Here is a 25,562-nt window from a genome sequence, read left to right on the forward strand (position 1 = left end):
GCGCCCCTCCCCGCCCTCAGCTCGCGCCCCGTCAGCTCACACGGCGGCTCGCACTCGCGCCCAGCGGAAACACCTTCGCGGGGTTCAAAAGCCATTTCGGATCGAACACATCCTTTACCCGCATCTGCGCCTCCAGATCGGCGGGCGCGAACTGCACATCCATCAGGTCGCGCTTCTCGATGCCCACGCCATGTTCGCCGGTCAGGCAGCCGCCCGCCTCGACGCAGAGCTTGAGGATCTCGGCACCCAGCTTCTCGCACAGCTCCTGATCGCCCGGCTTGTTGGCGTTATAGAGGATCAGCGGGTGCATATTGCCGTCACCCGCATGGAAGACGTTCGCCACATCGAGCCCGTATTCCTTCGACAGCTCGCCAATGCGGCGCAGCACGAAAGGCAGTTCCGAAACCGGGATCGTGCCGTCGAGGCACATGTAATCGTTGATCTGCCCCATCGCGCCGAAGGCGGATTTGCGGCCGAGCCAGATCCGCGCGGCCTCGTCAGCCGATTGCGCTTCGCGGAACTCGACCGGATCGTGACGTCCCGCGATCTGGCGGATCATGCCGATCTGCTCGTCGATCTCCGCCGCGGAGCCCTCGCATTCGACGATCAGGAGCGCTTCGCAATCGGGGTAGCCCGCATGGCAGAAGGCCTCGGTCGCGACAATGCAGGGGCGATCCATGAACTCGATCGCGACCGGCAGAATGCCCGCCTTGATGATATCGGCGACGCAGGCGCCCGCGACCTCGTTCGAATTGAACCCGATCAGCACCGGGCGCGCGCCCTCGGGCTTGGGCAGGATCTTCAGCGTGGCCTCGGTCACGACGCCCAGCTGCCCCTCCGAGCCGCAGATGAGGCCCAAAAGATCGAGCCCGCCCGCGTCCAGATACGGCCCGCCGATCTCGACCACCTCGCCCTCCATCGTGACCAGCGTCACGCCAAGGAGGTTATTCGTCGTCACCCCGTATTTCAGGCAATGCGCGCCCCCCGAATTCATCGCGATATTGCCCGAGATCGCGCAAGCCAGCTGCGACGAGGGGTCGGGCGCGTAGAACCAGCCGTCGCTCTCCACTGCGCCGGTAACGGAGAGGTTCGTGCGCCCCGCCTCGACCCGGATGAAGCGGTTCGCGTAATCGGTCTCGAGCACGGAATTCATCCGCGCGAGCCCCAGCACCACCGAATCCGCCTGCGGCATCGAGCCCCCTGCAAGCGATGTGCCCGCGCCGCGCGGCACTACAGGAACGCCCATCTCGTGACAGGCTTTCAGGGCCGACGCGACTTCGGCCGTCGAGCGCGGCAGCACCACGCCCAGAGGCTGGCAGCGGTAGGCCGAGAGCGCATCGCATTCGTAGGCCCGCGTCTCGTTCGGGTCATCGATCACCGCATCGGCGGGCAGCACTTCGCGCAGACGGGCGATAATCTGCGGCTTGCGCGCCAGCAGATCGTCATTCGGCTTGGGCATTTCCATGAGCAACTCCTCCCGGTTGGTCAGAAAATATAACCAATAAGCCCCGGTGACAAGACAAGCTGCATCACGCTAACTGATCAGCATGACCGAGTCCTTGCAAATCGGCCCACTTGGGCCGCTCGACCTTGCCGCATTGGCGCTTCTGGTGGTCTCCTGGATGGTGATCGGCTGGATGACCGAGCATTCGAGCCCGTCGCGCCCATCGATGGGCAAGTTGATGGCGGGTTACCGGCGCGAGTGGATGCGACAGCTGGTGACGCGCCAGCCGCGCATCTTCGATTCGGCGATGGTGGACGGGCTGCGGCAATCGACGACCTTCTTCGCCTCGACCTCGCTGCTGGCCATCGGCGCGGGGCTTGCGCTGATCGCCAATCCGCAGCCCCTGGCGAATATCGCGAGCGATTTCGCCCTCGATCGCGGGCCGGATCTGCTCTGGGAAGCGCGCATCCTGACCGCCGTTCTCTTCGGGGCGAACGCGTTCTTGAAATTCGTCTGGTCGCACCGGCTCTTTTCCTATGCCGCGATCGCGATGGCGGCGGTGCCCAACGATCCTCAGGATCCGCTCGCCTATCCGCGCGCGGCACAGGCGGCGCAGATCAACATCAACGCCGCGAAAAGTTTCAATCGCGGGCTGCGCTCGGTCTATTTCGCGCTGGCGACGCTGGCCTGGCTGTTGGGGCCTTACGCGCTGATCGGGGCCGTGGTCTTCACCACCGGCATGCTCTGGCGGCGCGAGTTTGCCTCGGACTCGCGTCAGGCACTGCTGGAAAATCGCCCCGACTAGGCGCTGGAAGGCCGGATCGGATTTGGCTAAACCCGGCTCATGAGCAGTTTTCTTTCCGTCGACCAATCACTGACCGGCCGGCGCTGGGTGGGGCCCTCGCCCGAGGCCGACCGGCTGGCCGAGGCAATGGCGCAACAGACGCGCCTGCCCCTGCCGCTGGCGCGCATCCTCGTGGCGCGCGGCGTAGCCCCGGAAGAGGCCGAGGGGTTCCTCGAGCCGACCCTGCGCGAGCTGCTGCCCGACCCGCGGAGCTTGCGCGACATGGAGGCGGCGGCGACCCGTTTCCTCAAGGCGGTGAAATCGGGCGAGAAGATCGCCGTTTTTGCCGATTACGACGTGGATGGCGGCTCGTCGGCGGCACTCCTGATCCATTGGCTGCGCGCTATGGGACGTGAGGCCACGCTTTATATCCCCGACCGGATCGACGAGGGGTATGGGCCGAACGTCCCGGCGATGGAGGCCCTAGGCGCCGAGCATCCGCTGATCGTCTGCGTCGATTGCGGTACGCTGAGCCACGAGCCCGTCGCCGCCGCCAAACCCGCCGATGTGGTCATTCTCGACCACCACCTTGGCGGCGAGACCCTGCCCCCGGCGCTGGCCGTGGTGAACCCCAACCGTCAGGACGAAACCGGCGAACTGGGGCATCTTTGTGCGGCGTCGGTTGTCTTCCTGATGCTGGTCGAGGCGAACCGGCAGCTGCGCGAGGAGGGCGTGCAGGGCCCGCCGTTGATGGCGCTCTTGGATCTCGTGGCACTGGCGACCGTGGCCGATGTGGCACCACTCACAGGCTGCAACCGCGCGCTCGTGCGACAAGGGCTCAAGATCATGGCGTTGCGCGAAAGGCCCGGTCTTGTGGCGCTGTCGGATGTGGCGCGGCTCGACCGGGCGCCTGCCGCCTATCATCTGGGCTTCGTGCTGGGCCCCAGGATCAACGCGGGCGGGCGGATCGGCGCGGCGGATCTGGGCGCGCGATTGCTGGCGACCGACGATCCGCATGAGGCGCAATCCATCGCGGAACGCCTCGATGCACTCAACACCGAGCGCCGTGATGTCGAAAACGCCGTGCGCGAGGCGGCGCTCAGCCAGGCCGAAGAGCGTGGCGCCGACGCTCCGCTCGTCTGGGCCGCCGGTCCCGGTTGGCATCCGGGCGTCGTGGGGATCGTGGCCGCAAGGCTGAAAGAGGCGACGAACCGCCCCTCGGTCGTGATCGGCCTGGAGGACGGGATCGGCAAGGGCTCGGCCCGCTCGGTCGCGGGCGTCGATATCGGCGCGGCGATCCAGCGCGTCGCGGCGGAAGGGCTGCTCTTGAAAGGCGGCGGGCACAAGATGGCGGCGGGGCTGACCGTCGAGGAAGACAAGCTCGAGGCCGCGATGGCGCGGCTCTCGGAGTTGCTGGCCAAACAGGGCGCGGGTGAAATCGGCCCGCGTGATCTGCGCCTCGACGGGCTCCTGATGCCCGGCGCCGCGAGCGCGCAGCTGATCGAAGACCTCGAGCGCGCCGGCCCCTTCGGACAGGGCGCCCCTGCCCCACGTTTTGCCTTTGCGGGCATGGAGATCACCGGCGTGCGCCGCATCGGAGAAAGCCACTTGCGCTTCCATTTTGGCGACGGGATGGGCGCGCGGATCGAGGCGGTTTGCTTTGGCGCGTTCGATGGCCCGCTCGGCCCGGTGCTGAGCCAGCCCGGGGCCGGGCGCTTCCACCTCGCGGGGCGGCTCGAGATCAACTCCTGGGGCGGGCGCAACAAGGTTCAGCTGCGTCTCGAGGATGCCGCGCGCGCCTGAGACGAAGCTTCGGCATCCGCACCGAAACCAATGTTTTTCAACGCTTTCCGGGCAGGCGTCACGGGAGAAGAAAAACTTTCCGCAAATCCGCAAAAACCCTCTTGCGAGTCACGGTTCTCTGGCCTAAACACCGCTCCACCTCACGCAGGTACTGCCGGAAGGCTTCGCGTGGTCCGTTCGTCTATCGGTTAGGACGCCAGGTTTTCAACCTGGAAAGAGGGGTTCGATTCCCCTACGGACTGCCACTTCCCATCCTGCAAGAGCGACGCGTGGCCCGTTCGTCTATCGGTTAGGACGCCAGGTTTTCAACCTGGAAAGAGGGGTTCGATTCCCCTACGGGCTGCCATCGTCTCCCCCTGAAACCATCGCGAGCCAAATCGCTACGGCAAATCGCCACGGCCCGCATTCGATTTGCGGAATACCGGATCACGCGGCAAGACCCGGTCTCTTTCCCTTTCGGGTCCCCTTTTTCCATCGTGTCGATTTCATGCGCTGACGCGACGCTCCCTTGATCTGGCGACGCGCGCTGGCACACTAACCTAAAAGACGCCCCGCAACCCCGCCGTCAACCGGCGCCCGCCCTTTGGATCTTGTCGATGACCCTGCCCCTGTCCGAGACCACCCCCGAGAGCCCGCCGCACCTGTGCGACCTGCCGGACTGGCTTTATTTGCTGCGCGAGTTCGACACGCTTTACCGCCACGGCTCTGCGGGTGGCAGTCGGCTGATCCGCTCGCATCGCAAACGGGTCCGCGACACGCTTTCGCAACTCATCGACGCCAATCCCGAGATCACCCCGCGCCGCCCCGAGGCAAAGCCCGTCACCGCACATCTGCCGCGCGCGCTCGACTTGGGCGAGAGAGGCGCGGTTGCCGGGCTCGCACGCGCTCTGGGCCGCGTGGCCCCGGCGCTGACCTGGGAATATGGCTACGAGAAAGTGCCAAAGGCGCTCGCGCGCAAATATGCCTATTGCGAGGTGCTTGGCCCCCGCGGCCCGGTTCGCTCGGAGCGGCTGATCCTCGGCTTCGTGCTTTTTGCGCCGAAGACGACCTATCCGCAGCACAGCCATAGTGAGATCGAGGAGAGCTATATTTCCGTGTCCGGCCCCTGGTCGGAAAACGACACCGCCGTGCATGCGCCGGGATCGCTGATCCTCAACCGTCCCGATCATGAGCATCGCATCACAACAGCCGATATCGACCCCTGTCTGCTCGCCTATGCATGGGTTGGCCCGGAAGAGCGGCTGACCGCGCCGGGCATGAAGCTCAGCTCGACCCGAAAAGCCCGCGTGGCGCAGGGGATCTGAAGGTCGGGGCGAAAGAGCGCGATCAGCTTTCCCGGAAGCTGCCACGCAAGCTGTCGGCGAACGGACGCAGAATTTAGTCGAAGAGCGAGCGCCCCCCGGTCTGAAGCGTCAAATCGGCAGGCATCCCTGAGATGAAAGCGAGCGTCTTGCCTGCGGGCACGCGCATCGAGATAGCGTTCAGGCTCGCTTCGCGGCTCCTCGGGGCGTGATACCTTAGACCACCGTAAGCTTGCTGCTGGAACTTAGCCGCGCCCATGGCTCTTCACGTTCCGGGACAAATTTCCGTCAAGGATTGCCACGCATTTCCGGAGTAATCCCAGCGGGGGGTGCAGATCTGGCTGCCGACGCCATCAGAGGCTGAGGGCGTGCCCGCAAAAACGCGCGAGACATCGCTATCGCGGCCTACAACCTTCACCTCAGGCTCATCACCCGGCGTCGGAATTACGCTGCGGCCGTTCCTCCACCGGCCGAGAGTGTAGCCAACCCATCGGCAAGACTCGCATTGGTGGAACCACCTCGTCTGGCGGCATTCAGAAGGAAGGTCTCATTCAGGGAGGCATCCGGGTTCACATGCCATTCGGTGACGACGATGCCTTTGGCCTTACTGTCGAGATCGGCCTCGTCTCTATCGATCACCATCCCGCTGCCATGGCCGCCACGCTCCAGATCGACTGTGATGTCGTCAGCGGTCCCGTAGACGCCATAGGGGACCGGATCGGTAACGTGTGATCGACCTCGAAGGTCACGCCACCCCCCGACCTCTACGCCCTCGGTGGTGATGATCGCGCTGGAGCCGGGGGAGTAATCCGCCTTGTCCGTGGGCACCGTGAGATCGGCAATGCCGACAATCTGCTCATCATCGAGAACAATCCCGGGTGTCTTCTTTCAGCGCCATTGGTCAGCCCCAAAATCCCGCCCTTGCCGGTCGGGACGTTGCCTTGCCTTAGCGCCTCGGGACGGTCGGAAAGGGATGGCCTTCGCGCTCGGGCCATCATCGGGTAATTCAAGCCTTCTCGAGAGTATCGGCTTCGTTGTGTTGAGTATGTCTTTGCCGTCCCGCACATTGAGGCGAAGGGGCTCACAGGGTCACCAACCCGTCAACGTGCCTACGAATGAAAATTATGGGCTGCATCTTTTCTAGGGAAGCTAAGCCGCGGCGGGATTTTTTTTTCGGATAATTTCGGGGATCTTCAGCCACAGCGCAGTACCACTTGCCAACGGCCGACGGCTCGGAGCGTGCCCAATCCGACAAGGCCCTGCTTGCAGCGATCAGCATAGCCGATCAGGCCGCACCGGTCGTTAAAAAAGCGAAGAAAGCACACGAACGAAAAGTGAGAGGCGACCGGATCGCCTCGTCACCGATTGCGCGGCGCTCAGTGCAGCGCGCGCAGAGAGTTGAGGATCGCGGAATTGGGGCAATCCTCGGGGATCGGTTCGGGGTCCGCGCCCTTCTCGGCGAGGATCGCCAAGCACAGCTCGGTACGCCCGCAGGTCCGGCATGTCGTGATCATCTGCGCGAAATCGGCCTGGGTCAGAAAACCGTCATGCATTGCCTCGGAGATATTCACTCCGATCCGCCGCGCCATGCCGCGGGTCAGCCAGAAATTCAGGTCGATACTGTTTTGCATACCCATCATTCCACTCCTTCGGTCCGGGCCCGGGCTGCATCGCGCAACCGGGACATCATCAGGCGGTTTTCACAGTAGGAGGGTGGCGCGTGTAAAGGCGTTTGCTCGGGATCGTTCTCCGAAAGCCAGACTACGCAGGCTTCGGGGTCGCGACATTCGGTGCAGCGGACCAAGGCATCCTTCCAGCCCTCTGCGCTCAATCGGCCCTGTGCCATCTCGGCGCTCAGATCGGCCCCCATGAGCTGCGCCATGCGGTTCATCATGGCGGCGTGACGGTTGAGATTCTTCGCTGCGCACATGGCCGGTCTCCCTGTGTGATACGGCCACTGTGCCGTGGCGTCAGCGAGCCAGCCATGATTCAGATCAAGCTCCGGTTGTCTCTCCCGGCCCGCCGAATCGCGCGGCGGTTTCCTGCGCAAGCGCAGTGATGCGCGTGCGCTCCGCCTCGACGACGAGCGCCGATTGCGAGAGCTCGGCCGCGCGCAAAGCCTGAATTGCCGCCGGTTCCCCGAAATGCTCGGGCTGGATCTTCGCCAGTGCCGAGAGCACCTCCTGAAGCCGCAACGCGACCTCGAACATCCCCGCCCCGTCGCGACCGATCGCCGAGAAGGCATCCTCGATCAGTTGGCCCGGCGCGATGGGACGCACGAGAACGCGCTCGAACTCGCGATGCGGGGTGCCCGGCGGGTGCCAGTCGGCCAGCACGCGGATCAACCGCCCGAGAATGTCGATGCCTGTGCCCGGGTCGTTGATCCCGGGAGAAAGCGCGCGCGAGGCGATCTCGGCCAGAGCGATCAGGCCGAATTGCGGGTCCTGATCGAAATCGCGGGCGTGGTCGATGGTGAAGGCGTCGCGGACGGCCTCTTCGATTGCCTCGCGCCCCTCGGCATCGACGGGAAGCGCGTCGCACAGAACCAGATCGACGGCGCGATGAACGAACTCGCCGGGCGGCGCGCATAGCCAGATGCGGCACTCATTAGCACGTGCGATCTTCTCGAGCGCACCGATATCGACATGCTGGACATGGCCGGTCCGGTCCGACGCCACCCCGAAGACACCTGTTGGCGGGTCTTTCCAAAATTGCGCACGCAGCCAGGGCTCGGCACAGCGGGTAACAAGCGCCGCACGCGCAGCCTTCTCCACCCGCGAGATCACGTCGCCCAAGCGGCCAAACTCACTTAGATGCTGCACCCATCGCAACAGCGACAACACCACGATCGCGACTACGAAAAGCGTCACCACCAGCAGGATGAAACGTCCGGAGTCGTCGTAGATCTGGGTCTCGAGCGCGATGATGCCCACCAGCGAGAAGACAAAGGCGCCGATGAAGCTCGCCAGCACGTTCTGGGTGATGCGGTCGGTCTGTAGCAGCTTGATCGCGCGCGGCGTGGCGCCGGTCTGGGCCGAACCGAAGGCGGTCACCATAATCTGGAGCGAGAAGGTCGTGACGGTGAGCATCGCGGTGGCGATGATCTGGAGGATCGGCTCGACCGAGCCCGCCCCCATCTTCATGCCAAGTTCGGGCGGCACGATATAGCCAAACCCCGCTGCGCCAAGCGCGGTCACGATGCCGAGCAGGCCGAAGGCGCTCACCCGCACCCAGATCTCGCGCAAGACATTCTTCAACCGCCAGCGCAGTTGCGAAAAGATCGCCATCCGTCCCCCGTGTCAGGCGCATCGTGGCGCCCTTGTGTTTCAGCCTCAATCGCTCAAGGGCGTGCAAGGTTCCCTGCCCCTGCGCCCCGGCGCAGTTCGGCCACGGTGTCGCGAACCACGTCGATGCGCAAGGCATTGGGCGGGTGCGTGCCCAGGACCCGGTCGCCGGGATCGGGCAGGCGCATGAAGAAGGCCGCGCCCTTGAGCGGATCATAGCCCGCATCCCAGGTGATGATCGTGCCGAGCCGATCCGCCTCGAGCTCGTAATCCTTCGAATAGATCCGCGACCCGAGTTCCGCGCCCAGTTGCCGCGCCTGCTGGATCGTGTGCGCATCCGCGCCCTGCGCCTGCGCCGCACGCCCCAGGAACACCGCGCCGATCACCGCGTCGCGCTGGCGCGATGCGATATGGTCGGCGATGTGATGGGCGGCCTCGTGGCCGATCACGAAGGCCAGCTCATCGGCATTGCGCACCTCGCCCACCAGCGCGAGCGTGACCCCGATGACCGGACGACCGGCGCGGTCGGTGGTCTGGAACGCATTGGGTGGCTCGTCGAGCCGGTCATCGACCACGAGGAGATAATCGCAATTGCGCCCGGTCGTGCGCGCGCGACACTCCGCCTCGATCTGCGGCTCCATGCGCTGTGCCACCGCCACGAGTCGATCCACCGCTTGTTCGGCGCGTGCGGTGATCTCTGGCGAAGGGGGTGGCGCGTTCGGAACCTGCGCGACCGGCGTCGCCACGCAGCCTGCAAGTGCGACCAGAAAAGGCAGAAGGATCAGGCGAAGCGGGCGTGTGATCGGCATCGACTCGGACAAACGGTTCATAAACAGCGTGAAATTTCGTCGCTCTTGCGTCAGCTTAGCCCGCCCCCGCCCGTTCGACTAGCGCAACGGTGATCAACTGTTACACGACGCGCGCGATTTCGCTTCCGCAGCCGCCAGCGCCGCGCTAGCATCATTTCATGTTTACCATCGAACACGAATTCGACGCGACCGTGATCACCCTCGTCGACGAGGGGGCCGATCCGCGCGACTATCTTCAGGAAGACATCACGATTTCCTCTTTCGAGGATTGCGTGGTGGTCGAACAGCTCGACGAGCAGACCGATCAGGTGCAAACGATCACCTTCAGCCATGCGCAGCTGCGCGAACTGGCCGCGGCGCTCAACCTGCCCGAGGGGGTCTATCGCCTCAAGAAGAGCGAAGCCCCGACCGAGGACGGCTGAGGATCAGTCGAGACGGAAGACCTTGTCGCGGGCGGTCTCGCCCCGGATCAGCGTGAGCCGCGTCTTCGCGACCCCCAGCGCCTTCGCGAGCAATTTCTGCACGGCCGCATTTGCCTTGCCGCCCTCGGGCACCACCGTCACATAGGCGCGCAACCTCTCCTCGACCATGCGAATCTCGTTGCGCGAGGCCTTGGGCGTCACGCGCAGCGCAATTTCGGTGCCGGACACGGCGAGGTGGCTCAGATCTGTCATCGACGCGCAGCATAGGCGCTGCAATCTTGCGCACAAGACGCCCGCGCTGGCGTTGCGGGATCATGTGGTTGTAATCCGCCCGCGCTCGCCCGATATCTGGCGCAGGAAACGGAGACGCTGATGACCGAAATGACCCCCGTGAACCCGGCCCGACGCAACGAGGCGGCAGTGGAGTTTCTGCTCACCCGTCGTTCGCGCCCGGCCAAGACTCTCGTGGCGCCCGCGCCGGACAGCGAGGCGCTGCGTGAAATCCTGACGGCAGGCGCACGCAGCCCCGATCATGGCAAGCTCGAGCCGTGGCGGTTTCTGGTGATCACCCGCGACGCCGCGCTGCGCCTCGGTGCCGAAGCCGAAGCCCGCGCCGAAGCTCAGGGCCTGCCGGCGGACAAGGTCGCGAAGGCGGGCAAGCAGTTTCTCGACAGCCAGCTTTGCGTGGCGGTGATCCTCTCGCCCAAGGAAAGCGACAAGGTGCCCCATATCGAGCAGGTCTATTCCGCGGGCGCGGTGTGCCTCTCCCTTCTCAATGCCGCGCTGGCGGCGGGCTGGGGCGCGAACTGGCTCACCGGTTGGGCTGCGCATGACGCGGCCTTCGGGCGAGATCTGCTCGGGTTGCAGCCGGGCGAGAGCGTCGCGGGCTTCATCCATCTCGGCACCGAGGCCGTCACCCCGGTCGACCGCCCCCGCCCCGATCTCGATGCGATCACCAGCTGGATGACCGAATGATCTTCGCAAGTTACGTGAAAGCCTGGGGCGATCTGTTGCGCCCCGGCGCGATGAAAGTTGTGGGTATCGGCGTTGCACTGTCGCTGGGCCTGCTGATCGCGATCTATGTCGCAATGGTCTGGCTGATCGGCTGGCTCGTGCCCGACAGCTTCTCGCTGCCCTTCATCGGAGAGATCGGCCATATCGACACCGCGCTCTCGATCGTCTCGGCGGGCGTGATGCTGATCGCGAGCATGTTCCTGATGGTGCCCGTGGCCTCGGCCTTTACCGGTTTCTTCCTCGAGGATGTGGCCGAGATGGTCGAGGATGCGCATTACCCCGCCCTGCCCCCGGTGCGCAAACTGACCCTCTCCGAAAGCCTCTCGGACACGCTGCGCTTCTTCGGGGTGATCATCGTGGCGAACCTGATCGCACTGGCGATCTATCCCTTCGTGATCCCGCTCGCGCCGTTCCTGTTCTTCGGGCTCAACGGTTACCTTCTGGGGCGCGAATATTTCCAGATGGCTGCGCTGCGCCGGATGGAACGTGACGAGGCGCTCGCGCTTTATGAGCGCAACAAGGCGACTGTCTGGGCAGCCGGCGCGCTGATGGCGGTGCCGCTCTCGATCCCGCTCCTGAACCTCTTCGTGCCGGTTCTGGGCGCTGCGGGCTTCACCCACCTGTTCCACGCGATCATGGGCCGGCGCGGGTAATCCCGCGCCGCGAGCTTCACATTTCTTCCTTGATGCCCTCGCGGATCAGCAGCCAGTTGACCGGATAGGCGGTCACGAATCCCGGCAGCATCGCGATCTGCATCGCGAACCAGAACTCGGGATCGGCTGCCGTGACATCGGCGCCCCAAAGCCCCTTGAAGACGGCGAAATGGAAGATCGCCATCATCCCATACATCCCGATTTGCCAGAAGGTGAGCGAGGCGACATCCGCCTTGGCCGCTTCTTTAAGCCCCTCCACCGGCCCCAGCCCACGCATCGGCGCGATCGCGAAATACTGAAACACGATCCCGATCGCGAGGGCGAAAACATAGTCGATCCCCCAGAGCGCGAAGATCCTCTCGCTCCAGAACCCCGGCCAGCCGAAGGGGATCAAGATGGACGGGATCACCAGCGCAAGGCTCTCGGCGGCGATGTCGCCCAGGGTGCACCCCGCGCCGCAATGCAGCGTGCCCTTCGCGACCGAAACCGGAAAAGGCGCGTTCCGGTGGCCCGACCAGCGCCGGTGAAACCAGACCGCCAACGGCCCGGCGAACAGCCCGCAGATCGGCCAGACCCAGGCCATGATCGCCATATGGGGCGGATCGCGGCGCATCTCGCGCAGCAGATAGAGAAAAGACAGCACGCCCGTCGCGAGCGCAAGCCAGCTAAACAGGGTGAACCATTGCGGGATCATGGGGCCTCTCTTCCAGCCCCCCAACCCGTCAGCGCCGGTCTCTGTTCCGAGCGCTCAGCGGCGCAGGCGGCCGAAGAAGTCGATATCTTCCAGCGTGATCATCCCCGACAGGAGGACCGTGGCGATGATCGCCCAGAGCACGACCGTCACCGCCGTCGTGATCTTCACCTTCGCGCCCAGATGCGCCTCGTGCGGCGCGCCTGCATGGGTGCCCGGCACGATTTGGTCCACGTCCCCTTGCGTCTTCAGCTTGATCGGCAGGACCATGAAAAAGACGAGAAACCAGATGACCGCGAAGAGGATGATCCCGCCGGTGAGGCTCATCAGACCTGCTCCAGCTCGATCAGGCAGCCATTGAAGTCCTTCGGATGCAGGAACAGCACGGGCTTGCCATGCGCGCCGATCTTCGGTTCGCCGGCACCCAGAACGCGCGCGCCCTCGGCCTTGAGTTTGTCGCGTGCGACGAGGATGTCATCGACTTCGAAGCACATGTGATGGATGCCGCCCGAAGGGTTCTTCTCGAGGAACCCGTTGATCGGGCTGTCTTCGCCCAGCGGGTAGAGCAGTTCGATCTTGGTGTTGGGCAGCTCGATGAAGACGACCGTGACGCCATGATCGGGTTCGTCCTGCGGCGCGCCGACAGTGGCGCCGAGAGTGTCGCGATATTGCGCCGAAGCGGCCTCTAGGTCGGGCACGGCAATGGCGACATGGTTCAGGCGTCCGATCATCTGGCTCTCCTTCGTGACTGTGCGCCCTTTGCCTAGCGGGGCGAAGAGGTTCGCGCAAGCCTCGTCACCCCTGTTCGCGTTAACGCCGCGTTAGGCAGTTTACGCCCTACTGAAGCAGACAAGCGAATCTCGCCAGGGGGCTAGACATGAGTGACACGATCGACACCATCACCAACAAACCGCCGACGCCCGGGCGCCCGCTGACCGGGTTGACTGTGCTGCTGGTCGAAGACAGCCGCTTCGCCTCGGAGGCGGTGCGGCTGTTATGCCTGCGCTCGGGTGCGCGGATCCGGCGCGCGGATTGCCTGCGCTCGGCCCATCGCCACCTGAGGACCTATCGACCGGGCGTCGTGATCGTCGATATGGGCCTGCCCGACGGATCGGGCGCCGAGCTGATCGCCGAGATACGCGGCATGCGCAGCGCGCTGCCGGTTGTGCTGGGAACTTCGGGCGACACGACATTGCGTGCGGAAGCGCTCGCCGCCGGCGCGGACGGTTTTCTTGAAAAACCTGTCGAGAGCCTCGCGGTCTTTCAGGAAGCGATCCTTGCCGCCCTGCCGCCCGAATTGCGCCCGCCGGGGCTGCGCGTCCTGTGCGACACGGTCATCATCCCGGACCCGATCGCGCTGCGCGACGACCTCCAGCATCTCGCAGAGGTGCTCAAGGCCGGGCGCGACGGTGCGCAGATCCCCTACGCGGCACATTTCCTCGCCAGCATCGCGCGTTCGGCCCATGACGCGGCGCTCGATCAGGCCGCGCGGCGACTGGGGCGCACGGGTGGCCCGTCACAAGCCGACATACGTGCGGTGAGCGGGCTGCTCGAGGCACGCATCGCGGCGGGGGGCGCACTCTGAGGCGCCTTACGCGCGCAGGCTGGCCGGAACCCGCGGCACCCGCCTCGCGTTAAGCCGTCAAATTCCATTTTGACGGAGGATTCCCCGATGACCTCGATCTATGATGCGATCAAGGCCGATCACGACCATCACCGCGCGCTGCTCAAGACCATCGCCGATACGACCGGCGCGAGCATGGCCCGCAAGAAAGCCTGGGACGAATTCTATTACGACATCAAGTCCCACTCCGCTGCCGAGGAAGAGACGTTCTATTCGAAGCTGATGAGCAAGACCTGGGGTCAGGATTCTGCGCGTCACTCGGTCGAGGAACATGCCGAGCTCGACGATCTTCTCGAAGAGCTCAACGAGATGGACATGGCGAGCCCCGGCTGGCTCAACAAGTTCCACAAGCTCGAACACGATTACAACCACCACATGGACGAGGAAGAAGATGAAGTCTTCACCCGCGCCCGCGAGGTGATCGACAACAGCGAGATCGAGAATTACGGCGAGAAATTCCGTGCCCGGAAGAAAAAGGAAATGTCGCTGGTCGACGAGAAGAAAAAGGACTCGCTCGAAGACTGAGCCGCCAGCCCCCCGGGATATTTCCGCCAAGTCGAATGAAGAAGGCCCCGCTCGATCCTGAGCGGGGCCTTTTGATGTGCGGCGCAGGCGCGCGGATCAGTCCTCTTTGGGCAGCACCCGCAGGCGCAGCTCGCGCAGCTGCTCGTTCATCGGCTCGGAGGGCGCGCCCATCATCAGGTCTTCGGCGCGCTGGTTCATCGGGAACATGATGACTTCGCGGATATTCGCGGTATCGGCGAGAATCATCACGATCCGGTCGATCCCGGCCGCGCAGCCGCCGTGGGGCGGAGCGCCATATTTGAACGCCTTGACCATTCCGCCGAAGCGCTTTTCGACCTCGTCCTTGCCATAGCCGGCGATCTCGAAGGCGCGATACATGATGTCGAGCTTGTGGTTTCGGATCGCGCCCGAGAGGATTTCGTAGCCGTTGCAGGCGAGGTCATACTGGTAGCCCTTGACCTGCAGCGGGTCGCCATCGAGCGCATCCGTGCCACCCTGGGGCATCGAGAACGGGTTGTGGCTGAAGTCGATCTTGCCCTCGTCATCGGCCTCATACATCGGGAAATCGACGACCCAGGCGAATTTGAACTGGCTCTTGTCGGTCAGGCCAAGCTCCTCGCCGATCACGTTGCGCGCACGGCCTGCAACCGCTTCGAAGCTGGCAGGCGCGCCACCAAGGAAGAAGGCCGCATCGCCCTCGCCCAGACCCAGCTGCAGGCGGATCGCCTCGGTCCGCTCGGGACCGATATTCTTCGCCAGCGGGCCCGCGCCCTCGAGACCCGAGCCGTCTTCGGCCTTGCGCCAGAAGATATAGCCCATGCCCGGCAGGCCCTGTTCCTGCGCGAATTTGTTCATCCGGTCGCAGAATTTGCGCGAGCCGCCCGTGGGGGCCGGGATCGCGCGGATTTCGGTGCCCTCTTGCTCGAGCAGTTTCGCGAAGATCGCAAAGCCCGAGTCGCGGAAGTGATCGGAGACCACCTGCATCTCGATCGGGTTGCGCAGATCGGGTTTGTCGGAGCCGTATTTCAGCATCGACTCGGCGTAAGGGATGCGCGGCCAGACCGGATCGACGGTGCGGCCATCGGCGAATTCCTCGAACACGCCCTGAAGAACCGGCTGCATCGTGTTGAAGATGTCTTCCTGCTCGACGAAGCTCATCTCCACGTCGAGCTGGTAGAAATCGGTGGGCGAGCGATCGGCGCGCGGGTCTTCGTCACGGAAGCACGGCGCGATCTGGAAATACTTGTCGAAACCGCCGACCATGATCAGCTGCTTGAACTGCTGCGGCGCCTGGGGCAGCGCGTAGAACTTGCCCGGGTGCAGGCGCGAGGGCACGAGGAAATCGCGCGCGCCTTCGGGCGAGGACGCAGTGATGATCGGGGTCTGGAATTCGTTGAACTCTGCTTCCCACATCCGCTTGCGCATCGACTTTACCACGTTCGAGCGCAGGATCATCTTGTCGTGCAGGCTCTCGCGGCGCAGATCGAGGAAGCGATAGGCCAGACGGGTTTCTTCCGGATAGTCGAGCTCGCCGAAGACCGGCAGCGGCAACTCTTCGGCCTCGCCGAGAATCTCGATGTCGCGAACATAGACCTCGATCTCACCGGTCGGGATCTTCGGGTTGATCAGGCTCGCGTCGCGCAGCTTCACCGTGCCGTCGATGCGGATCACCCATTCCGAGCGCACTTTCTCCATCGCCTTGAAGGCGGCCGAGTCGCCGTCGCAGAGCACCTGCGTCATGCCGTAATGGTCGCGCAGATCGATGAACAGCACGCCCCCATGGTCGCGCACGCGATGGACCCAGCCCGCGAGGCGGACGGTCTCACCGGCATTGGCGGCGCTCAGATCGGCGCAGGTATGGCTGCGAAAGGCATGCATGGGAGGCTCCCCGGATCGAGAATTGCGTATTGTCGCGCCGATACACCTGTTGAGCGGGCAAAAGTCAAGCTGTGCAGCAGTTCACAGCCTCCCCTTAGTCACGACACGGTGCGCCGGGTCGAAAAAACGCAAACTTTCAGTTAACGTGACCGGTGAAGGGAACCCCGAGCCGCTTTCCCGGTTCCCCCATCGTCGGCCACCCGTGGGGCGCAGGCGCGTCCCGCAAGACCCGGAGACGCCAATGAGAGCCTGGGACGCGTTACTCGACCGCATGCTGCGCCACCTGATGCGCAAGGGCACGCTGGAACTGACATACCCTGATGGCACCCGGCGACGATATGGCGATGCGACGGACCCGCCGATCCGGATCACGATCCGCAACCCCGATGTCGTGCGCAAGATCGTGTTGAAGCCTGATCTGGGCGTCGGTGAGGGCTACACCGACGGCGACTATACGATCGAGGATGACGACCTGCGGGGATTTCTGGCGCTCGCCGTGCGCAACCAGACCGGGGCGGGGATGCCCTGGTTCGAAAAGCCGCGCGAAGCGAGCCGTTTCTTCGGACGGCGTTTCGCACAGTTCAACCCGGTCAACAAGGCGCGCACCAATGTCGCGCATCACTACGATCTCTCGGGCGCGCTCTACGATCTCTTTCTCGATAAGGACCGGCAATACAGCTGCGCCTATTTCGAGCGCCCCGAGATGACGCTGGACGAGGCGCAGGAGGCGAAGAAGCGCCATATCGCGAAGAAGCTCTTGATCGAGCCCGGGATGCGCGTTCTGGATATCGGTTGCGGCTGGGGCGGGATGGCGCTGACGCTTGCGCGTGATTTCGGCGCGCAGGTGGTCGGCGTCACCCTGTCGACCGAACAGCACGCGATGGCGCGCGAGAGGGTGAAGGCTGCTGGGCTGGAAGACAAGATCGACATCCGGCTGATGGATTACCGCGACGTGGCAGAGAGCTTCGACCGGATTGTCTCGGTCGGCATGTTCGAACATGTCGGCGTCCCCCATTACCGCGAATATTTCGGCAAGGTGCGCTCCCTATTGAACCCCGGGGGCGTGGCACTGATCCATTTCATCGGTCGCTCGGGACCGGCCGGCGCGACGGCGGATTTCATCACCAAATACATCTTCCCGGGCGGCTATTGTCCGGCGATGTCGGAGGCCTCGAACGCCATCGAACACGAAGGCCTCGTCACTACCGACCTCGAGGTCTGGCGCCTTCATTATGCCGAAACGCTCAAACATTGGTGCGACCGCTTCGAGGCGAATATCGAGAAGGCCTGCGCGCTTTACGACGAACGATTCTGCCGGATGTGGCGGTTCTATCTCGTGGCCTCGGAGATGGCCTTCCGACATGGCGGACAAGTCGTGTTCCAGTATCAACTCGCCCATGAGGTCGGTGATGTGCCGCTGACACGCGACTATCTTTACCGTGCCACAGAGGAGGAAGAGCGACGGCTGGCCGCCGAGTGAACCCGCCGCATCGCTACCGCTTTGCAGCGAAGAAGCGCTTGAGCAAAGCCTCGGCCTCGGCGGCGCCGATCCCGTCATAGACCTCGGGGACGTGATGGCTTTGCGGGTGAGTGAAGACGCGAGGGCCATGCGCGACCCCGCCCGATTTCGGATCGGCCGCGCCATAGTAGAGCCGCGCGATCCGGGCCTGCGAAATGGCCGAGGCGCACATCGGGCAAGGCTCCAGCGTGACATAGAGGTCGTATCCCGGCAGCCGCTCGGAGCCTACTGCCTTGCAGGCTTCGCGCATCGCGAGGATCTCGGCATGGGCTGTGGGATCAGCCAGCTCGCGCGTGCGGTTGCCCGCTGCCGCCACGACCTCGCCCATAGGCGAGACGATGACCGCGCCCACGGGCACCTCGCCGCGCTCTGCGGCTGCGCGCGCCTCCGCCAGCGCCTGTTGCATGAAAGACCGGAAACTCATGCCCCTTCATCGCTTGCAAACCAGCCCTTATCAAGACGCTTCCCAAGCGAGATGGAAAGGTGTAGAGCCCGAGCCTTCGCGCCCGAGTGAGTCCGGCGCCCCCTCCCCTTGAAGGACCAGAGATATGACCGATACTCCCAGCAAATCCGCATCCAACGAACGCGTCGCCAAGGTGATCGCGCGCTCCGGCGTGGCCTCGCGCCGCGACGCCGAGAAGATGATCCTCGCCGGCAAGGTCGCGGTGAACGGAAAGCAGATCACCTCGCCCGCGCTCGACGTGGCGGCGACCGACAAGATCACCATCGACGGCAAGCCGATCGACGCGCCGCAGGAAACGCGGCTCTGGCTCTATTACAAGCCGCTGGGTCTGGTCACGACCGAGAAGGACGAACAGGGCCGCCGCACGATCTTCGACGAAATGCCCGAGGGCATGCCGCGCGTGCTGAATGTCGGTCGTCTTGACCTCAACTCCGAAGGCTTGCTGCTGCTGACCAACGATGGCGGCCTCAAGCGCCGTCTGGAACTGCCCGAGACCGGCTGGCTGCGCAAATACCGCGTGCGTGTGAACGGTCGCCCGACCGAGCAGCTGTTCGACCCGCTCCGTCAGGGCATCACCATCGACGGCGAGGAATTCCTGCCGATGGAAGTTTCGCTCGACCGCCAGCAGGGTGCGAATGCCTGGCTGACCGTGGGCATCCGCGAAGGCCGCAACCGCGAGATCCGCCGCGCCATGACCGAAATCGGCCTGCAGGTGAACCGCCTGATCCGCATCAGCTATGGCCCGTTCCGTCTGATGGACATGCAACCGGGCGACGTGATGGAAGTGAAGCGCCGGATGCTGCGCGATCAGCTCGGCGGACTGCTGGAAGACGCGCCCACAGGCGGCGAGGATCGCCCCGAGCGCAAGCCGCGCCGCGATGGCGACCGCCCCGAGCGGGGCGCACGCGATGGCAAACCCCGCTTCGGACGGGATCGCGATGATCGTCCGCGTGGCGACAAACCGCGCTTCAACCGCGACCGCGATGACCGTGGCGGAGATGACAAGCCGCGTTTCCGCAAGGATCGCGACGAGGGCGGTCGCGAGGATCGGCCGCGCAAGCCGCGCACGGGTGGGTTCAAGTCCGACCGTGACGGCGGTGACAAGCCCCGTTTCAATCGCGATCGCGACGACCGTCCGCGCGGTGACAAGCCGCGCTTCAACCGTGATCGCGATGATCGTGGCGAGGACAAACCGCGTTTCCGCAAGGATCGGGACGACCGTCCGCAGGGTGACCGCCCCCGTTTCAATCGGGATCGTGACGACCGCGACCGTGGGGACAAGCCGCGCTTCGGCAAGCCCCGGTTCGAAGGCAAGGGTGAAGGCGGACGCGACGGCGGGCCGCGCAAACCGCGGGCGGGCGGGTTCAAATCCCATCGCGACGAAGGCGACAAGCCACGTTACGACCGCAAGCGCGAGGACCGTCCGCAGGGGGACAAGCCGCGTTTCGTCAAACCGCGCGGCGACCGCCCCGAAGGCGGCAAGCCGCGTTCGGAGGGGTTCAAGTCCCATGGCGGCAAACCGGGAGGCAAGCCGCGCTCGGAAGGGTTCAAGTCGCATGGTGGAAAACCGGGCGGCAAACCGCGCGCCGAGGGCTTCAAATCCCACCGCGATGGCGACCGCAAACCCGGTGGCCGTCCCTTCGGCAGCGGCCCCAAGGGGGGCCCGCGCGGCAAATCGCGCGAGTGATCGATTGAAAGGGAATCGCCGAGGGGGAAAAGCACGCGCATTTTCCCTCGGCGGTTTTGCGCGAATTTCACACCCCGCCTCTGGCACAACTCCGCTGGCCTGCCTATAAATTCCTGTAGGGCGCGGAAATTCCGCGCTCTCGTGTGGCTGGCACGGGGGGCTGGCGATGTCGCGCAGCGCGCAAAAGAGAATCGCTTTCTGGTTGATGATCGCGCTGACGCTGTCGGTCGCGCTCACGGGGAGCGTGTGATGGCCCAGCGTTACGGCGGAAAATACAGCCCACAAGGCACGCCTCGCACCGGTCCCGACCTGAGCGATGCGCGCACCATTCCCGCCCATCGTCGTCCCGACACCCGTCATCCCGAAGAGGGCCGCCCGTTCTGGATCGTGGCGGCCGCCCTGCCCTTCCTGCTGGGCGCCTTCGGCGAGGGCCCGTTTGCGCTGGCCCGCGCGCTTGGCGCCTTTGCACTGATCGCAGGTGCCGCCTGGACGATCCGCGAGGGGCTGCGCGCCGAGTTCGCCTATGTCGCCCGCGCCGCCGCCCGCCGCCCTGCTTTTCCGCGCAAGATCGTGGGCTCGGTGCTTTACGGCATCGGCCTCGCGCTCGGCGCCCAGGCCCCCGAGCTTGGCATGATCGGCGCTGGCGCGATCGGCGTGATCGGCACGATCATCTCGCTCGTGGCCTTCGGACTCGACCCGATGAAGGACAAGGGCATGGAGGATATCGACCCGTTCCAGCAGGAGCGCGTCGCCCGTGTCGTCAAGGAAGGCGAGGCCTACCTGACCCAGATGCGCAGCGCCATTACCCCTTCGGGTGAGCGTGTGTTGATCTCCCGTGTCGACCAGTTCGCCACCACCGCGCGCGATCTGTTCCGCGCAGTCGAGGAAGATCCCGGCGACCTTGCCCAGGCACGCCGTTACATGACCGTCTATCTCGAGGGCGCGCGCGACGCGACGGTGAAATTCGCCGATCTTTGGCGCAATACTCGCGACGCGAAGGCCCGCGACGATTACGCGGCCCTGCTTGACGACCTCGAGGCCAATTTCACCGCCCGAACGAAGAAGATGCTCGAAGACGGGCGCGAGGGGCTGGAGATCGAGATCGAGGTGCTGCGCGACCGACTCGCGCGCGAAGGGGTTGCCGCCGCCAACGGGCGAGAGTGACATTTGAAGAGTGTGAGCGGGTGATTTGCCCGATGCCGCAAGGAGGCCTGAGATGACCGAGACGACCCGCCAGAAGGCGACCGAGCTGATGACCGAGGTTGAGGGGCTGACCGGCACCCTCCTGCCCGAGCCGGGCCCTGCCGAGGCGGTGGTGCCGCTCGATCAGGCCCCGCCGGAGACGGCCGAGGCGATCCGCTCGCGCATGGCCGAGCTCGACATGAGCGATACCGGCTCGATCGTGCAGTTCGGCTCGCGTGCGCAGACCGACCTCCAGGCGATCAGCCAGGAGATGCTCTCGGGCGTGAAGAACAAGGATGTGGGCCCCGCAGGTGACAGTCTGCGCCGCATCGTCACCACGATCCGCGGCTTCTCGGTGTCGGAACTCGACGTGCGCCGTACCCGCAGCTGGTGGGAAAAACTGCTCGGCCGCGCCGCGCCCTTCGCGAATTTCGTCGCCCGCTTCGAGGAAGTTCAGGGCCAGATCGACCGCGTGACCGACGAGCTGCTGAGCCACGAGCACAAGCTGATGAAAGACATCAAGTCGCTTGATATGCTCTATGACAAGACGCTGCGCTTCTATGACGAGCTCGCGCTTTATATTGCTGCGGGCACCGAGAAGCTGCACCAGATCGACTCGGTCGACATCCCCGCGCTCGAACAGGCCGTGGCCGATGCGCCCGAAGAGGAGAAGGTCCTCAAGGCGCAGGAATTGCGCGACCTGCGCGCCGCGCGTGACGATCTGGAGCGCCGCGTGCATGACCTGAAACTCACCCGTCAGGTGACGATGCAGTCGCTGCCCTCGATCCGGCTGGTGCAGGAAAACGACAAGAGCCTCGTGACGAAGATCAACTCGACGCTCGTGAACACCGTGCCGCTGTGGGAGACCCAACTGGCGCAAGCGGTGACGATTCAGCGCTCGCGCGAGGCGGCGGGCGCAGTGCGCGAAGCCAATGATCTGACCAATGACCTGCTGCGCGCCAATGCCAAGAACCTGCGCGAGGCCAATGCCGAGATCCGCACCGAGATGGAACGCGGTGTCTTCGACATCGAGGCGGTGAAGGCGGCCAATGCCGATCTGATCGCGACGATCGAGGACTCCTTGCGCATCGCGGACGAAGGCAAGCGCAAGCGCGCCGAGGCAGAAAAGGATCTCGTCGAGATGGAGCACAAGCTGCGCGACACGCTGGCGGCGGCAAAATCCTCGGCACAGGGCGGCGGGGCCGCATGATGCTACGCGGGCGCGTCTGGCGCTGGTCGCTCGGGATTGCGGGGTCCCTCGCGCTTTCGGGCTGTATTCCGGGGATGGGCGGTTCGCCGCTCGCCCCGCGTCAGGCCGCGCGCCCGCCTGAAGCCCCCGCCGATCTCGACCGCACCGGGGTCGCGGCGCCCAGCGCGCTCTCGCGTGAGATGCACGCCTATTACAGCCGGACCGCCGCTGAAATGGAGGCGCGCGGCCAGTTGAGAACCGATGTCGAACCGCGCGACGCGCCCTTCACGACCCGCCAGCTGGTGCAGGATTTCGTGCAGATCGCGCTCTATGATGAATACACGCCGCAAGGCGGTGGGTTCGTCGCGCGCCAGACGCCCTCGCGCCTGCGCCGCTGGGAGCAACCGGTGCGCATGGATATCGAATTCGGCGCGGCGATTCCGAAAACCGATCGCGCCTCGGATCGCGCCGAAGTGACGGCCTATGCCAGCAAACTCGCGCGGGCGTCGAAACACCCCGTCAGCGTTGTTCGCGGGGGTGGTAACTTCCACGTGCTGTTCCTGACCGAGGACGAGCGCCGCGCCATCGGCCCGCGCCTGCGCGAGCTGGTGCCCGGCATCGACGAGACCAGCGTCGAGGCGATCACCAACCTGCCGCTTTCGACCTATTGCGTGGTTTTCGCATTTTCCGAAGGCAACAGCCCGGTCTACACTCAGGCCGTGGCCGTGATCCGTGGCGAGCATCCGCCGAGCCTGCGCACGAGCTGCATCCACGAAGAGCTCGCACAAGGCCTCGGGCTTGCCAATGACTACCCGCGCGCGCGCCCCTCGATCTTCAATGACGACGAGGAATTCTCGCTGCTGACCCGGCATGACGAGTTGTTGCTGCGCATTCTCTATGACCCGCGCCTGCGCCCCGGCATCACCGAGGCCGAGGCGCGCCCGATCGTGACCACCATTGCCACCGAATTGATGGGCGGCGAGAGCTGAACGCTGGAAGGATAACGCACCATGGGCATTCTCGATTTTCTCTCGGGTGAATTCATCGATGTCATCGGCTGGACCGACGACACGCGCGATACGATGGTCTGGCGCTTTGAGCGCGAGGGCCATGCGATCAAATATGGCGCGAAGCTCACTGTGCGTGAGGGGCAGGCGGCGGTCTTCGTCCATGAAGGCCAGCTCGCCGATGTGTTCGGCCCCGGCCTCTACATGTTGGAAACGAACAACCTGCCGATCCTGACCACGCTCCAGCACTGGGATCACGGGTTCAAATCGCCCTTCCAGTCCGAGATCTATTTCGTCAACACGACCCGGTTCAACGATCTCAAATGGGGCACGAAGAACCCGGTCATGGCGCGCGACCCCGAGTTCGGTCCGGTGCGCATTCGCGCCTTCGGCACCTATTCGATGCGCGTCTCCGATCCGGGCAAGTTCCTCACCGAGATCGTCGGCACCGATGGCGAATTCACCTCGGACGAGATCAGCTACCAGCTGCGCAACGTGATTGTGCAAGAGTTCTCGCGCGCCATTGCCAGCTCGGGCATTCCCGTCTTGGACATGGCCGCGAACACCGCCGATATGGGCAAGCTGATCACCAAGGCGATCGCGCCGACGATCGCCGCCTACGGTCTGGAGCTGCCCGAGTTCTATATCGAGAACGTCTCGCTGCCCGAGGCGGTCGAGGCCGTACTCGACAAGCGCACCTCGATGGGGATCGTGGGTGATCTGAACAAATACATGCAGTTCAATGCCGCCGAAGCGATGGGCCAGCCTGGCTCGGGTGCTTCGGCCGGAATGGGCGCCGCGATGGGCGCGGGCATGGGGGCCGGGATGGGCATGGCGATGGGCCAGCAGATGGGGCCGTGGGGGCAGATGCCGCAGCAGCCCGCAGCCGCCGCACCGCCGCCTCCCCCGCCGGTCGAGAAGGTCTGGCATCTCGCGGTGAACGGCCAGACGCAGGGGCCTTACGGGCGTGGGCATCTGGGGCGGATGGTCGCCGAGGGCTCGCTGACCCGCGACAGCCTCGTCTGGACTCCGGGCCAGAACGGCTGGATGCGCGCCGAGGACGTGACCGAACTGGCGCAGCTCTTCACCATCGCTCCCCCGCCTCCGCCGCCTGCCGCGCCGCCTGCGGGCTGAGCCCATGACCGGGATCCCGAAAGTGGGGCGGAGCAAGTCTCCCGTCCCCGCCGACCCACGCGGCGAAAGCCACTACCACTGTGAAAGCTGCGGCGCGGACCTGCGCTTTGCGCCGGGCCAGACGCGGCTCGTCTGCGATCACTGCGGTCACGTCCAGGACATTCCCGCCGCGACCGGGCGCGGCGAAGTGCATCTGCGCGAGATCCCTCTGGAACAGGCGCTCGGGCGCGAGATGCCAGCGCAGGAAATGGAAGAGCACCGCACCGTCTCCTGCCCCAATTGCGGCGCGACGATCGAGCTGCAAAACGGCGAGCACGCGACCGAATGTCCGTTCTGCGCGACTCCCGTCGTCACCGATACCGGCACGACACGGCTGATCAAGCCGCAAGGCGTTCTGCCATTCCAGATCACCGAGGATCAGGCCCGGGCTGCGCTCTCCAAATGGCTGGGTTCGCTGTGGTTCGCGCCCAACGGGTTGTCGCAATATGCCCGCAAGGGGCGGAAGATGGCTGGGGTCTACGCGCCGTTCTGGACCTTCGATGCTGATACCCGCACGCGCTATACCGGCCAGCGTGGGGATGCCTATTTCGAGACCCGTCAGGTTGCCGTGCGTGAAAACGGCCGCACGGTCTATCACTCGCAGGAGGTGCGCCGGATCCGCTGGACCCCCGTGGCGGGGCAGGTCTCGCGGAGCTTCGACGACGTGCTGATCTATGCCGCGCGCTCGCTGCCGCCCGGTTACGTTCAGGCGCTGCAACCCTGGGATCTCGGCGCGCTCGAACCCTACCGGCGCGACTATCTCGCGGGCTTTTCGGCCGAGGGCTACACGGTCGAGCTTCACGAGGGTCATCACGCCGCCCAAGCCGAGATGATCCGCGTGATCCAGTCCGACATCCGCCGCGATATCGGCGGCGACGAACAGCGCATCGGCTCGATGGATCCGCTATTCTCGGCCGAGACCTTCAAGCATGTCCTGCTACCGGTCTGGACCGCCGCCTATAAGTTCCGCGGCCGCTCCTATCGGTTCGTCGTCAACGCCCAGACGGGCCGCGTGCAGGGCGACCGCCCCTGGTCGCCTTGGAAGATCGCCTTCGCGGTGATTGCGGCGCTGATCGTGGTCGGGGCGATTGCCTATCTGAAGCGCTGAGA

General features: G+C 64.9%; 27 protein-coding genes and 2 tRNA genes. 17 read left to right on the forward strand and 12 right to left on the reverse strand.

The window, feature by feature from the left end; all coding sequences use genetic code 11:
- Positions 1–31: 31 nt before the first annotated feature.
- Entirely contained in the window at positions 32–1,465 is a 1,434-nt protein-coding gene (locus tag BMI90_RS12850; protein WP_078529887.1) for an FAD-linked oxidase C-terminal domain-containing protein, read from the reverse strand.
- An 82-nt stretch (positions 1,466–1,547) separates the two neighbouring features.
- On the opposite strand from BMI90_RS12850, the gene BMI90_RS12855 reads away from it, so the two are divergent.
- The 5 genes from BMI90_RS12855 (at position 1,548) to BMI90_RS12875 (ending at position 5,335) form a co-directional block, all read left to right on the forward strand.
- Positions 1,548–2,249, forward strand: coding sequence for a DUF599 domain-containing protein (locus BMI90_RS12855; RefSeq protein ID WP_078529888.1), 702 nt, complete (start codon positions 1,548–1,550; stop codon positions 2,247–2,249).
- Positions 2,250–2,288: 39 nt separating this feature from the next.
- Positions 2,289–4,031 carry a single-stranded-DNA-specific exonuclease RecJ gene (recJ, locus tag BMI90_RS12860; protein ID WP_078529889.1) on the forward strand — a complete coding sequence of 581 codons (1,743 nt, stop codon included), beginning with the start codon at positions 2,289–2,291 and terminating at the stop codon, positions 4,029–4,031.
- Between the two features lie 170 nt (positions 4,032–4,201).
- Positions 4,202–4,276: transfer RNA gene (locus tag BMI90_RS12865), tRNA-Glu, on the forward strand.
- Positions 4,277–4,302: 26 nt separating this feature from the next.
- Positions 4,303–4,377, forward strand: a tRNA-Glu gene (locus tag BMI90_RS12870).
- Positions 4,378–4,627: 250 nt separating this feature from the next.
- Complete coding sequence (locus tag BMI90_RS12875) at positions 4,628–5,335, forward strand: dimethylsulfonioproprionate lyase family protein (RefSeq protein ID WP_078529890.1); 708 nt, start codon at positions 4,628–4,630, stop codon at positions 5,333–5,335.
- 441 nt (positions 5,336–5,776) lie between these two features.
- Here the strand turns inward: BMI90_RS12875 and BMI90_RS18590 are convergent, their stop codons facing one another.
- The 5 genes from BMI90_RS18590 to BMI90_RS12895 all read right to left on the reverse strand — a co-directional run bounded on the left by BMI90_RS18590 (position 5,777) and on the right by BMI90_RS12895 (position 9,446).
- Positions 5,777–6,160: a hypothetical protein gene (locus BMI90_RS18590; protein WP_146671286.1), complete on the reverse strand. Its 384-nt coding sequence runs from the start codon at positions 6,158–6,160 to the stop codon at positions 5,777–5,779.
- A gap of 548 nt (positions 6,161–6,708) precedes the next feature.
- Complete coding sequence (locus BMI90_RS12880) at positions 6,709–6,969, reverse strand: DUF6455 family protein (protein ID WP_078529891.1); 261 nt, start codon at positions 6,967–6,969, stop codon at positions 6,709–6,711.
- A complete protein-coding gene (locus BMI90_RS12885; RefSeq protein WP_078529892.1) occupies positions 6,969–7,262 on the reverse strand; it encodes a DUF6455 family protein in 294 nt (97 codons plus the stop codon). Before BMI90_RS12885 ends, BMI90_RS12880 begins: the two co-directional genes overlap by 1 nt.
- A gap of 64 nt (positions 7,263–7,326) precedes the next feature.
- Positions 7,327–8,619 carry a DUF2254 domain-containing protein gene (locus BMI90_RS12890; protein ID WP_078529893.1) on the reverse strand — a complete coding sequence of 431 codons (1,293 nt, stop codon included), beginning with the start codon at positions 8,617–8,619 and terminating at the stop codon, positions 7,327–7,329.
- Between the two features lie 53 nt (positions 8,620–8,672).
- A complete protein-coding gene (locus tag BMI90_RS12895; protein ID WP_245795019.1) occupies positions 8,673–9,446 on the reverse strand; it encodes a M48 family metallopeptidase in 774 nt (257 codons plus the stop codon).
- A gap of 137 nt (positions 9,447–9,583) precedes the next feature.
- Between BMI90_RS12895 and BMI90_RS12900 the strand changes: the two genes are divergently transcribed.
- Positions 9,584–9,847 (forward strand): hypothetical protein, encoded by a 264-nt coding sequence (locus BMI90_RS12900; protein WP_078529894.1) that lies wholly within the window; start codon positions 9,584–9,586, stop codon positions 9,845–9,847.
- A gap of 3 nt (positions 9,848–9,850) precedes the next feature.
- On the opposite strand, the gene BMI90_RS12905 is transcribed toward BMI90_RS12900, so the two are convergent.
- Positions 9,851–10,099 carry a DUF167 domain-containing protein gene (locus BMI90_RS12905; RefSeq protein WP_078529895.1) on the reverse strand — a complete coding sequence of 83 codons (249 nt, stop codon included), beginning with the start codon at positions 10,097–10,099 and terminating at the stop codon, positions 9,851–9,853.
- Between the two features lie 120 nt (positions 10,100–10,219).
- On the opposite strand from BMI90_RS12905, the gene BMI90_RS12910 reads away from it, so the two are divergent.
- Positions 10,220–10,822 (forward strand): nitroreductase, encoded by a 603-nt coding sequence (locus BMI90_RS12910; protein WP_245795020.1) that lies wholly within the window; start codon positions 10,220–10,222, stop codon positions 10,820–10,822.
- Complete coding sequence (locus BMI90_RS12915; protein WP_078529896.1) at positions 10,819–11,514, forward strand: EI24 domain-containing protein; 696 nt, start codon at positions 10,819–10,821, stop codon at positions 11,512–11,514. The genes BMI90_RS12910 and BMI90_RS12915 overlap by 4 nt, the downstream gene beginning before the upstream one ends.
- Positions 11,515–11,530: 16 nt before the next feature.
- On the opposite strand, the gene BMI90_RS12920 is transcribed toward BMI90_RS12915, so the two are convergent.
- From BMI90_RS12920 to mce, 3 genes are read right to left on the reverse strand one after another with little or no spacing between them, the layout of a single operon-like run.
- Positions 11,531–12,208: a DUF4396 domain-containing protein gene (locus BMI90_RS12920; protein ID WP_078529897.1), complete on the reverse strand. Its 678-nt coding sequence runs from the start codon at positions 12,206–12,208 to the stop codon at positions 11,531–11,533.
- A gap of 54 nt (positions 12,209–12,262) precedes the next feature.
- Positions 12,263–12,532, reverse strand: a complete 270-nt coding sequence (locus BMI90_RS12925) for a DUF1467 family protein (protein ID WP_078529898.1) — start codon at positions 12,530–12,532, stop codon at positions 12,263–12,265.
- Positions 12,532–12,936: a methylmalonyl-CoA epimerase gene (mce, locus tag BMI90_RS12930; protein ID WP_078529899.1), complete on the reverse strand. Its 405-nt coding sequence runs from the start codon at positions 12,934–12,936 to the stop codon at positions 12,532–12,534. The genes BMI90_RS12925 and mce overlap by 1 nt, the downstream gene beginning before the upstream one ends.
- Positions 12,937–13,082: 146 nt before the next feature.
- Between mce and BMI90_RS12935 the strand changes: the two genes are divergently transcribed.
- Positions 13,083–13,790: a response regulator gene (locus BMI90_RS12935; RefSeq protein ID WP_078529900.1), complete on the forward strand. Its 708-nt coding sequence runs from the start codon at positions 13,083–13,085 to the stop codon at positions 13,788–13,790.
- Positions 13,791–13,877: 87 nt separating this feature from the next.
- Positions 13,878–14,354 (forward strand): hemerythrin domain-containing protein, encoded by a 477-nt coding sequence (locus BMI90_RS12940; RefSeq protein WP_078529901.1) that lies wholly within the window; start codon positions 13,878–13,880, stop codon positions 14,352–14,354.
- Between the two features lie 96 nt (positions 14,355–14,450).
- Here BMI90_RS12940 and aspS read toward each other — a convergent pair whose 3' ends face one another.
- A complete protein-coding gene (gene aspS / locus BMI90_RS12945) occupies positions 14,451–16,232 on the reverse strand; it encodes an aspartate--tRNA ligase (RefSeq protein ID WP_078529902.1) in 1,782 nt (593 codons plus the stop codon).
- Positions 16,233–16,473: 241 nt separating this feature from the next.
- Here aspS and BMI90_RS12950 point away from each other — a divergent pair, with 241 nt between their 5' ends.
- A complete protein-coding gene (locus tag BMI90_RS12950; RefSeq protein WP_078529903.1) occupies positions 16,474–17,712 on the forward strand; it encodes a cyclopropane-fatty-acyl-phospholipid synthase family protein in 1,239 nt (412 codons plus the stop codon).
- 13 nt (positions 17,713–17,725) lie between these two features.
- Here BMI90_RS12950 and BMI90_RS12955 read toward each other — a convergent pair whose 3' ends face one another.
- Positions 17,726–18,175: a nucleoside deaminase gene (locus tag BMI90_RS12955; RefSeq protein ID WP_078529904.1), complete on the reverse strand. Its 450-nt coding sequence runs from the start codon at positions 18,173–18,175 to the stop codon at positions 17,726–17,728.
- Positions 18,176–18,299: 124 nt separating this feature from the next.
- On the opposite strand from BMI90_RS12955, the gene BMI90_RS12960 reads away from it, so the two are divergent.
- The 6 genes from BMI90_RS12960 (at position 18,300) to BMI90_RS12985 (ending at position 25,560) form a co-directional block, all read left to right on the forward strand.
- Complete coding sequence (locus tag BMI90_RS12960; RefSeq protein ID WP_078529905.1) at positions 18,300–19,901, forward strand: pseudouridine synthase; 1,602 nt, start codon at positions 18,300–18,302, stop codon at positions 19,899–19,901.
- A 249-nt stretch (positions 19,902–20,150) separates the two neighbouring features.
- Positions 20,151–21,065, forward strand: a complete 915-nt coding sequence (locus BMI90_RS12965; RefSeq protein WP_078529906.1) for a 5-bromo-4-chloroindolyl phosphate hydrolysis family protein — start codon at positions 20,151–20,153, stop codon at positions 21,063–21,065.
- 52 nt (positions 21,066–21,117) lie between these two features.
- Entirely contained in the window at positions 21,118–22,293 is a 1,176-nt protein-coding gene (locus BMI90_RS12970; protein WP_078529907.1) for a toxic anion resistance protein, read from the forward strand.
- Positions 22,293–23,261, forward strand: coding sequence for a DUF2927 domain-containing protein (locus BMI90_RS12975; RefSeq protein ID WP_078529976.1), 969 nt, complete (start codon positions 22,293–22,295; stop codon positions 23,259–23,261). Before BMI90_RS12970 ends, BMI90_RS12975 begins: the two co-directional genes overlap by 1 nt.
- Positions 23,262–23,282: 21 nt before the next feature.
- Positions 23,283–24,413 (forward strand): SPFH domain-containing protein, encoded by a 1,131-nt coding sequence (locus BMI90_RS12980; protein ID WP_078529908.1) that lies wholly within the window; start codon positions 23,283–23,285, stop codon positions 24,411–24,413.
- A 4-nt stretch (positions 24,414–24,417) separates the two neighbouring features.
- On the forward strand, positions 24,418–25,560 hold the full coding sequence (locus BMI90_RS12985; RefSeq protein ID WP_168172775.1) for a primosomal protein N' (replication factor Y) - superfamily II helicase: 1,143 nt from the start codon (positions 24,418–24,420) through the stop codon (positions 25,558–25,560).
- Positions 25,561–25,562: the final 2 nt, after the last annotated feature.

Source organism: Thioclava sp. L04-15, assembly GCF_002020275.1.
GTDB lineage: Bacteria > Pseudomonadota > Alphaproteobacteria > Rhodobacterales > Rhodobacteraceae > Thioclava > Thioclava marina.

What these genes read in the sequence shown, in the direction of transcription:
- BMI90_RS12965 (WP_078529906.1), top strand. Translation starts at nt 20,151, where the DNA reads ATGGCCCAGCGTTACGGCGGAAAATACAGCCCACAAGGCACGCCTCGC.
- BMI90_RS12980 (WP_078529908.1), top strand. Translation starts at nt 23,283, where the DNA reads ATGGGCATTCTCGATTTTCTCTCGGGTGAATTCATCGATGTCATCGGC.
- BMI90_RS12885 (WP_078529892.1), bottom strand. Translation starts at nt 7,262, where the DNA reads ATGTGCGCAGCGAAGAATCTCAACCGTCACGCCGCCATGATGAACCGC.
- recJ (WP_078529889.1), top strand. Translation starts at nt 2,289, where the DNA reads ATGAGCAGTTTTCTTTCCGTCGACCAATCACTGACCGGCCGGCGCTGG.
- BMI90_RS12935 (WP_078529900.1), top strand. Translation starts at nt 13,083, where the DNA reads ATGAGTGACACGATCGACACCATCACCAACAAACCGCCGACGCCCGGG.
- BMI90_RS12960 (WP_078529905.1), top strand. Translation starts at nt 18,300, where the DNA reads ATGACCGATACTCCCAGCAAATCCGCATCCAACGAACGCGTCGCCAAG.
- BMI90_RS12920 (WP_078529897.1), bottom strand. Translation starts at nt 12,208, where the DNA reads ATGATCCCGCAATGGTTCACCCTGTTTAGCTGGCTTGCGCTCGCGACG.
- BMI90_RS12970 (WP_078529907.1), top strand. Translation starts at nt 21,118, where the DNA reads ATGACCGAGACGACCCGCCAGAAGGCGACCGAGCTGATGACCGAGGTT.
- BMI90_RS12905 (WP_078529895.1), bottom strand. Translation starts at nt 10,099, where the DNA reads ATGACAGATCTGAGCCACCTCGCCGTGTCCGGCACCGAAATTGCGCTG.
- BMI90_RS12915 (WP_078529896.1), top strand. Translation starts at nt 10,819, where the DNA reads ATGATCTTCGCAAGTTACGTGAAAGCCTGGGGCGATCTGTTGCGCCCC.
- BMI90_RS12850 (WP_078529887.1), bottom strand. Translation starts at nt 1,465, where the DNA reads ATGGAAATGCCCAAGCCGAATGACGATCTGCTGGCGCGCAAGCCGCAG.
- BMI90_RS12875 (WP_078529890.1), top strand. Translation starts at nt 4,628, where the DNA reads ATGACCCTGCCCCTGTCCGAGACCACCCCCGAGAGCCCGCCGCACCTG.
- BMI90_RS12855 (WP_078529888.1), top strand. Translation starts at nt 1,548, where the DNA reads ATGACCGAGTCCTTGCAAATCGGCCCACTTGGGCCGCTCGACCTTGCC.
- BMI90_RS12895 (WP_245795019.1), bottom strand. Translation starts at nt 9,446, where the DNA reads ATGAACCGTTTGTCCGAGTCGATGCCGATCACACGCCCGCTTCGCCTG.
- BMI90_RS12940 (WP_078529901.1), top strand. Translation starts at nt 13,878, where the DNA reads ATGACCTCGATCTATGATGCGATCAAGGCCGATCACGACCATCACCGC.
- mce (WP_078529899.1), bottom strand. Translation starts at nt 12,936, where the DNA reads ATGATCGGACGCCTGAACCATGTCGCCATTGCCGTGCCCGACCTAGAG.
- BMI90_RS12900 (WP_078529894.1), top strand. Translation starts at nt 9,584, where the DNA reads ATGTTTACCATCGAACACGAATTCGACGCGACCGTGATCACCCTCGTC.
- aspS (WP_078529902.1), bottom strand. Translation starts at nt 16,232, where the DNA reads ATGCATGCCTTTCGCAGCCATACCTGCGCCGATCTGAGCGCCGCCAAT.
- BMI90_RS12955 (WP_078529904.1), bottom strand. Translation starts at nt 18,175, where the DNA reads ATGAGTTTCCGGTCTTTCATGCAACAGGCGCTGGCGGAGGCGCGCGCA.
- BMI90_RS12975 (WP_078529976.1), top strand. Translation starts at nt 22,293, where the DNA reads ATGCTACGCGGGCGCGTCTGGCGCTGGTCGCTCGGGATTGCGGGGTCC.
- BMI90_RS12890 (WP_078529893.1), bottom strand. Translation starts at nt 8,619, where the DNA reads ATGGCGATCTTTTCGCAACTGCGCTGGCGGTTGAAGAATGTCTTGCGC.
- BMI90_RS12925 (WP_078529898.1), bottom strand. Translation starts at nt 12,532, where the DNA reads ATGAGCCTCACCGGCGGGATCATCCTCTTCGCGGTCATCTGGTTTCTC.
- BMI90_RS12985 (WP_168172775.1), top strand. Translation starts at nt 24,418, where the DNA reads ATGACCGGGATCCCGAAAGTGGGGCGGAGCAAGTCTCCCGTCCCCGCC.
- BMI90_RS12910 (WP_245795020.1), top strand. Translation starts at nt 10,220, where the DNA reads ATGACCGAAATGACCCCCGTGAACCCGGCCCGACGCAACGAGGCGGCA.
- BMI90_RS12950 (WP_078529903.1), top strand. Translation starts at nt 16,474, where the DNA reads ATGAGAGCCTGGGACGCGTTACTCGACCGCATGCTGCGCCACCTGATG.
- BMI90_RS12880 (WP_078529891.1), bottom strand. Translation starts at nt 6,969, where the DNA reads ATGGGTATGCAAAACAGTATCGACCTGAATTTCTGGCTGACCCGCGGC.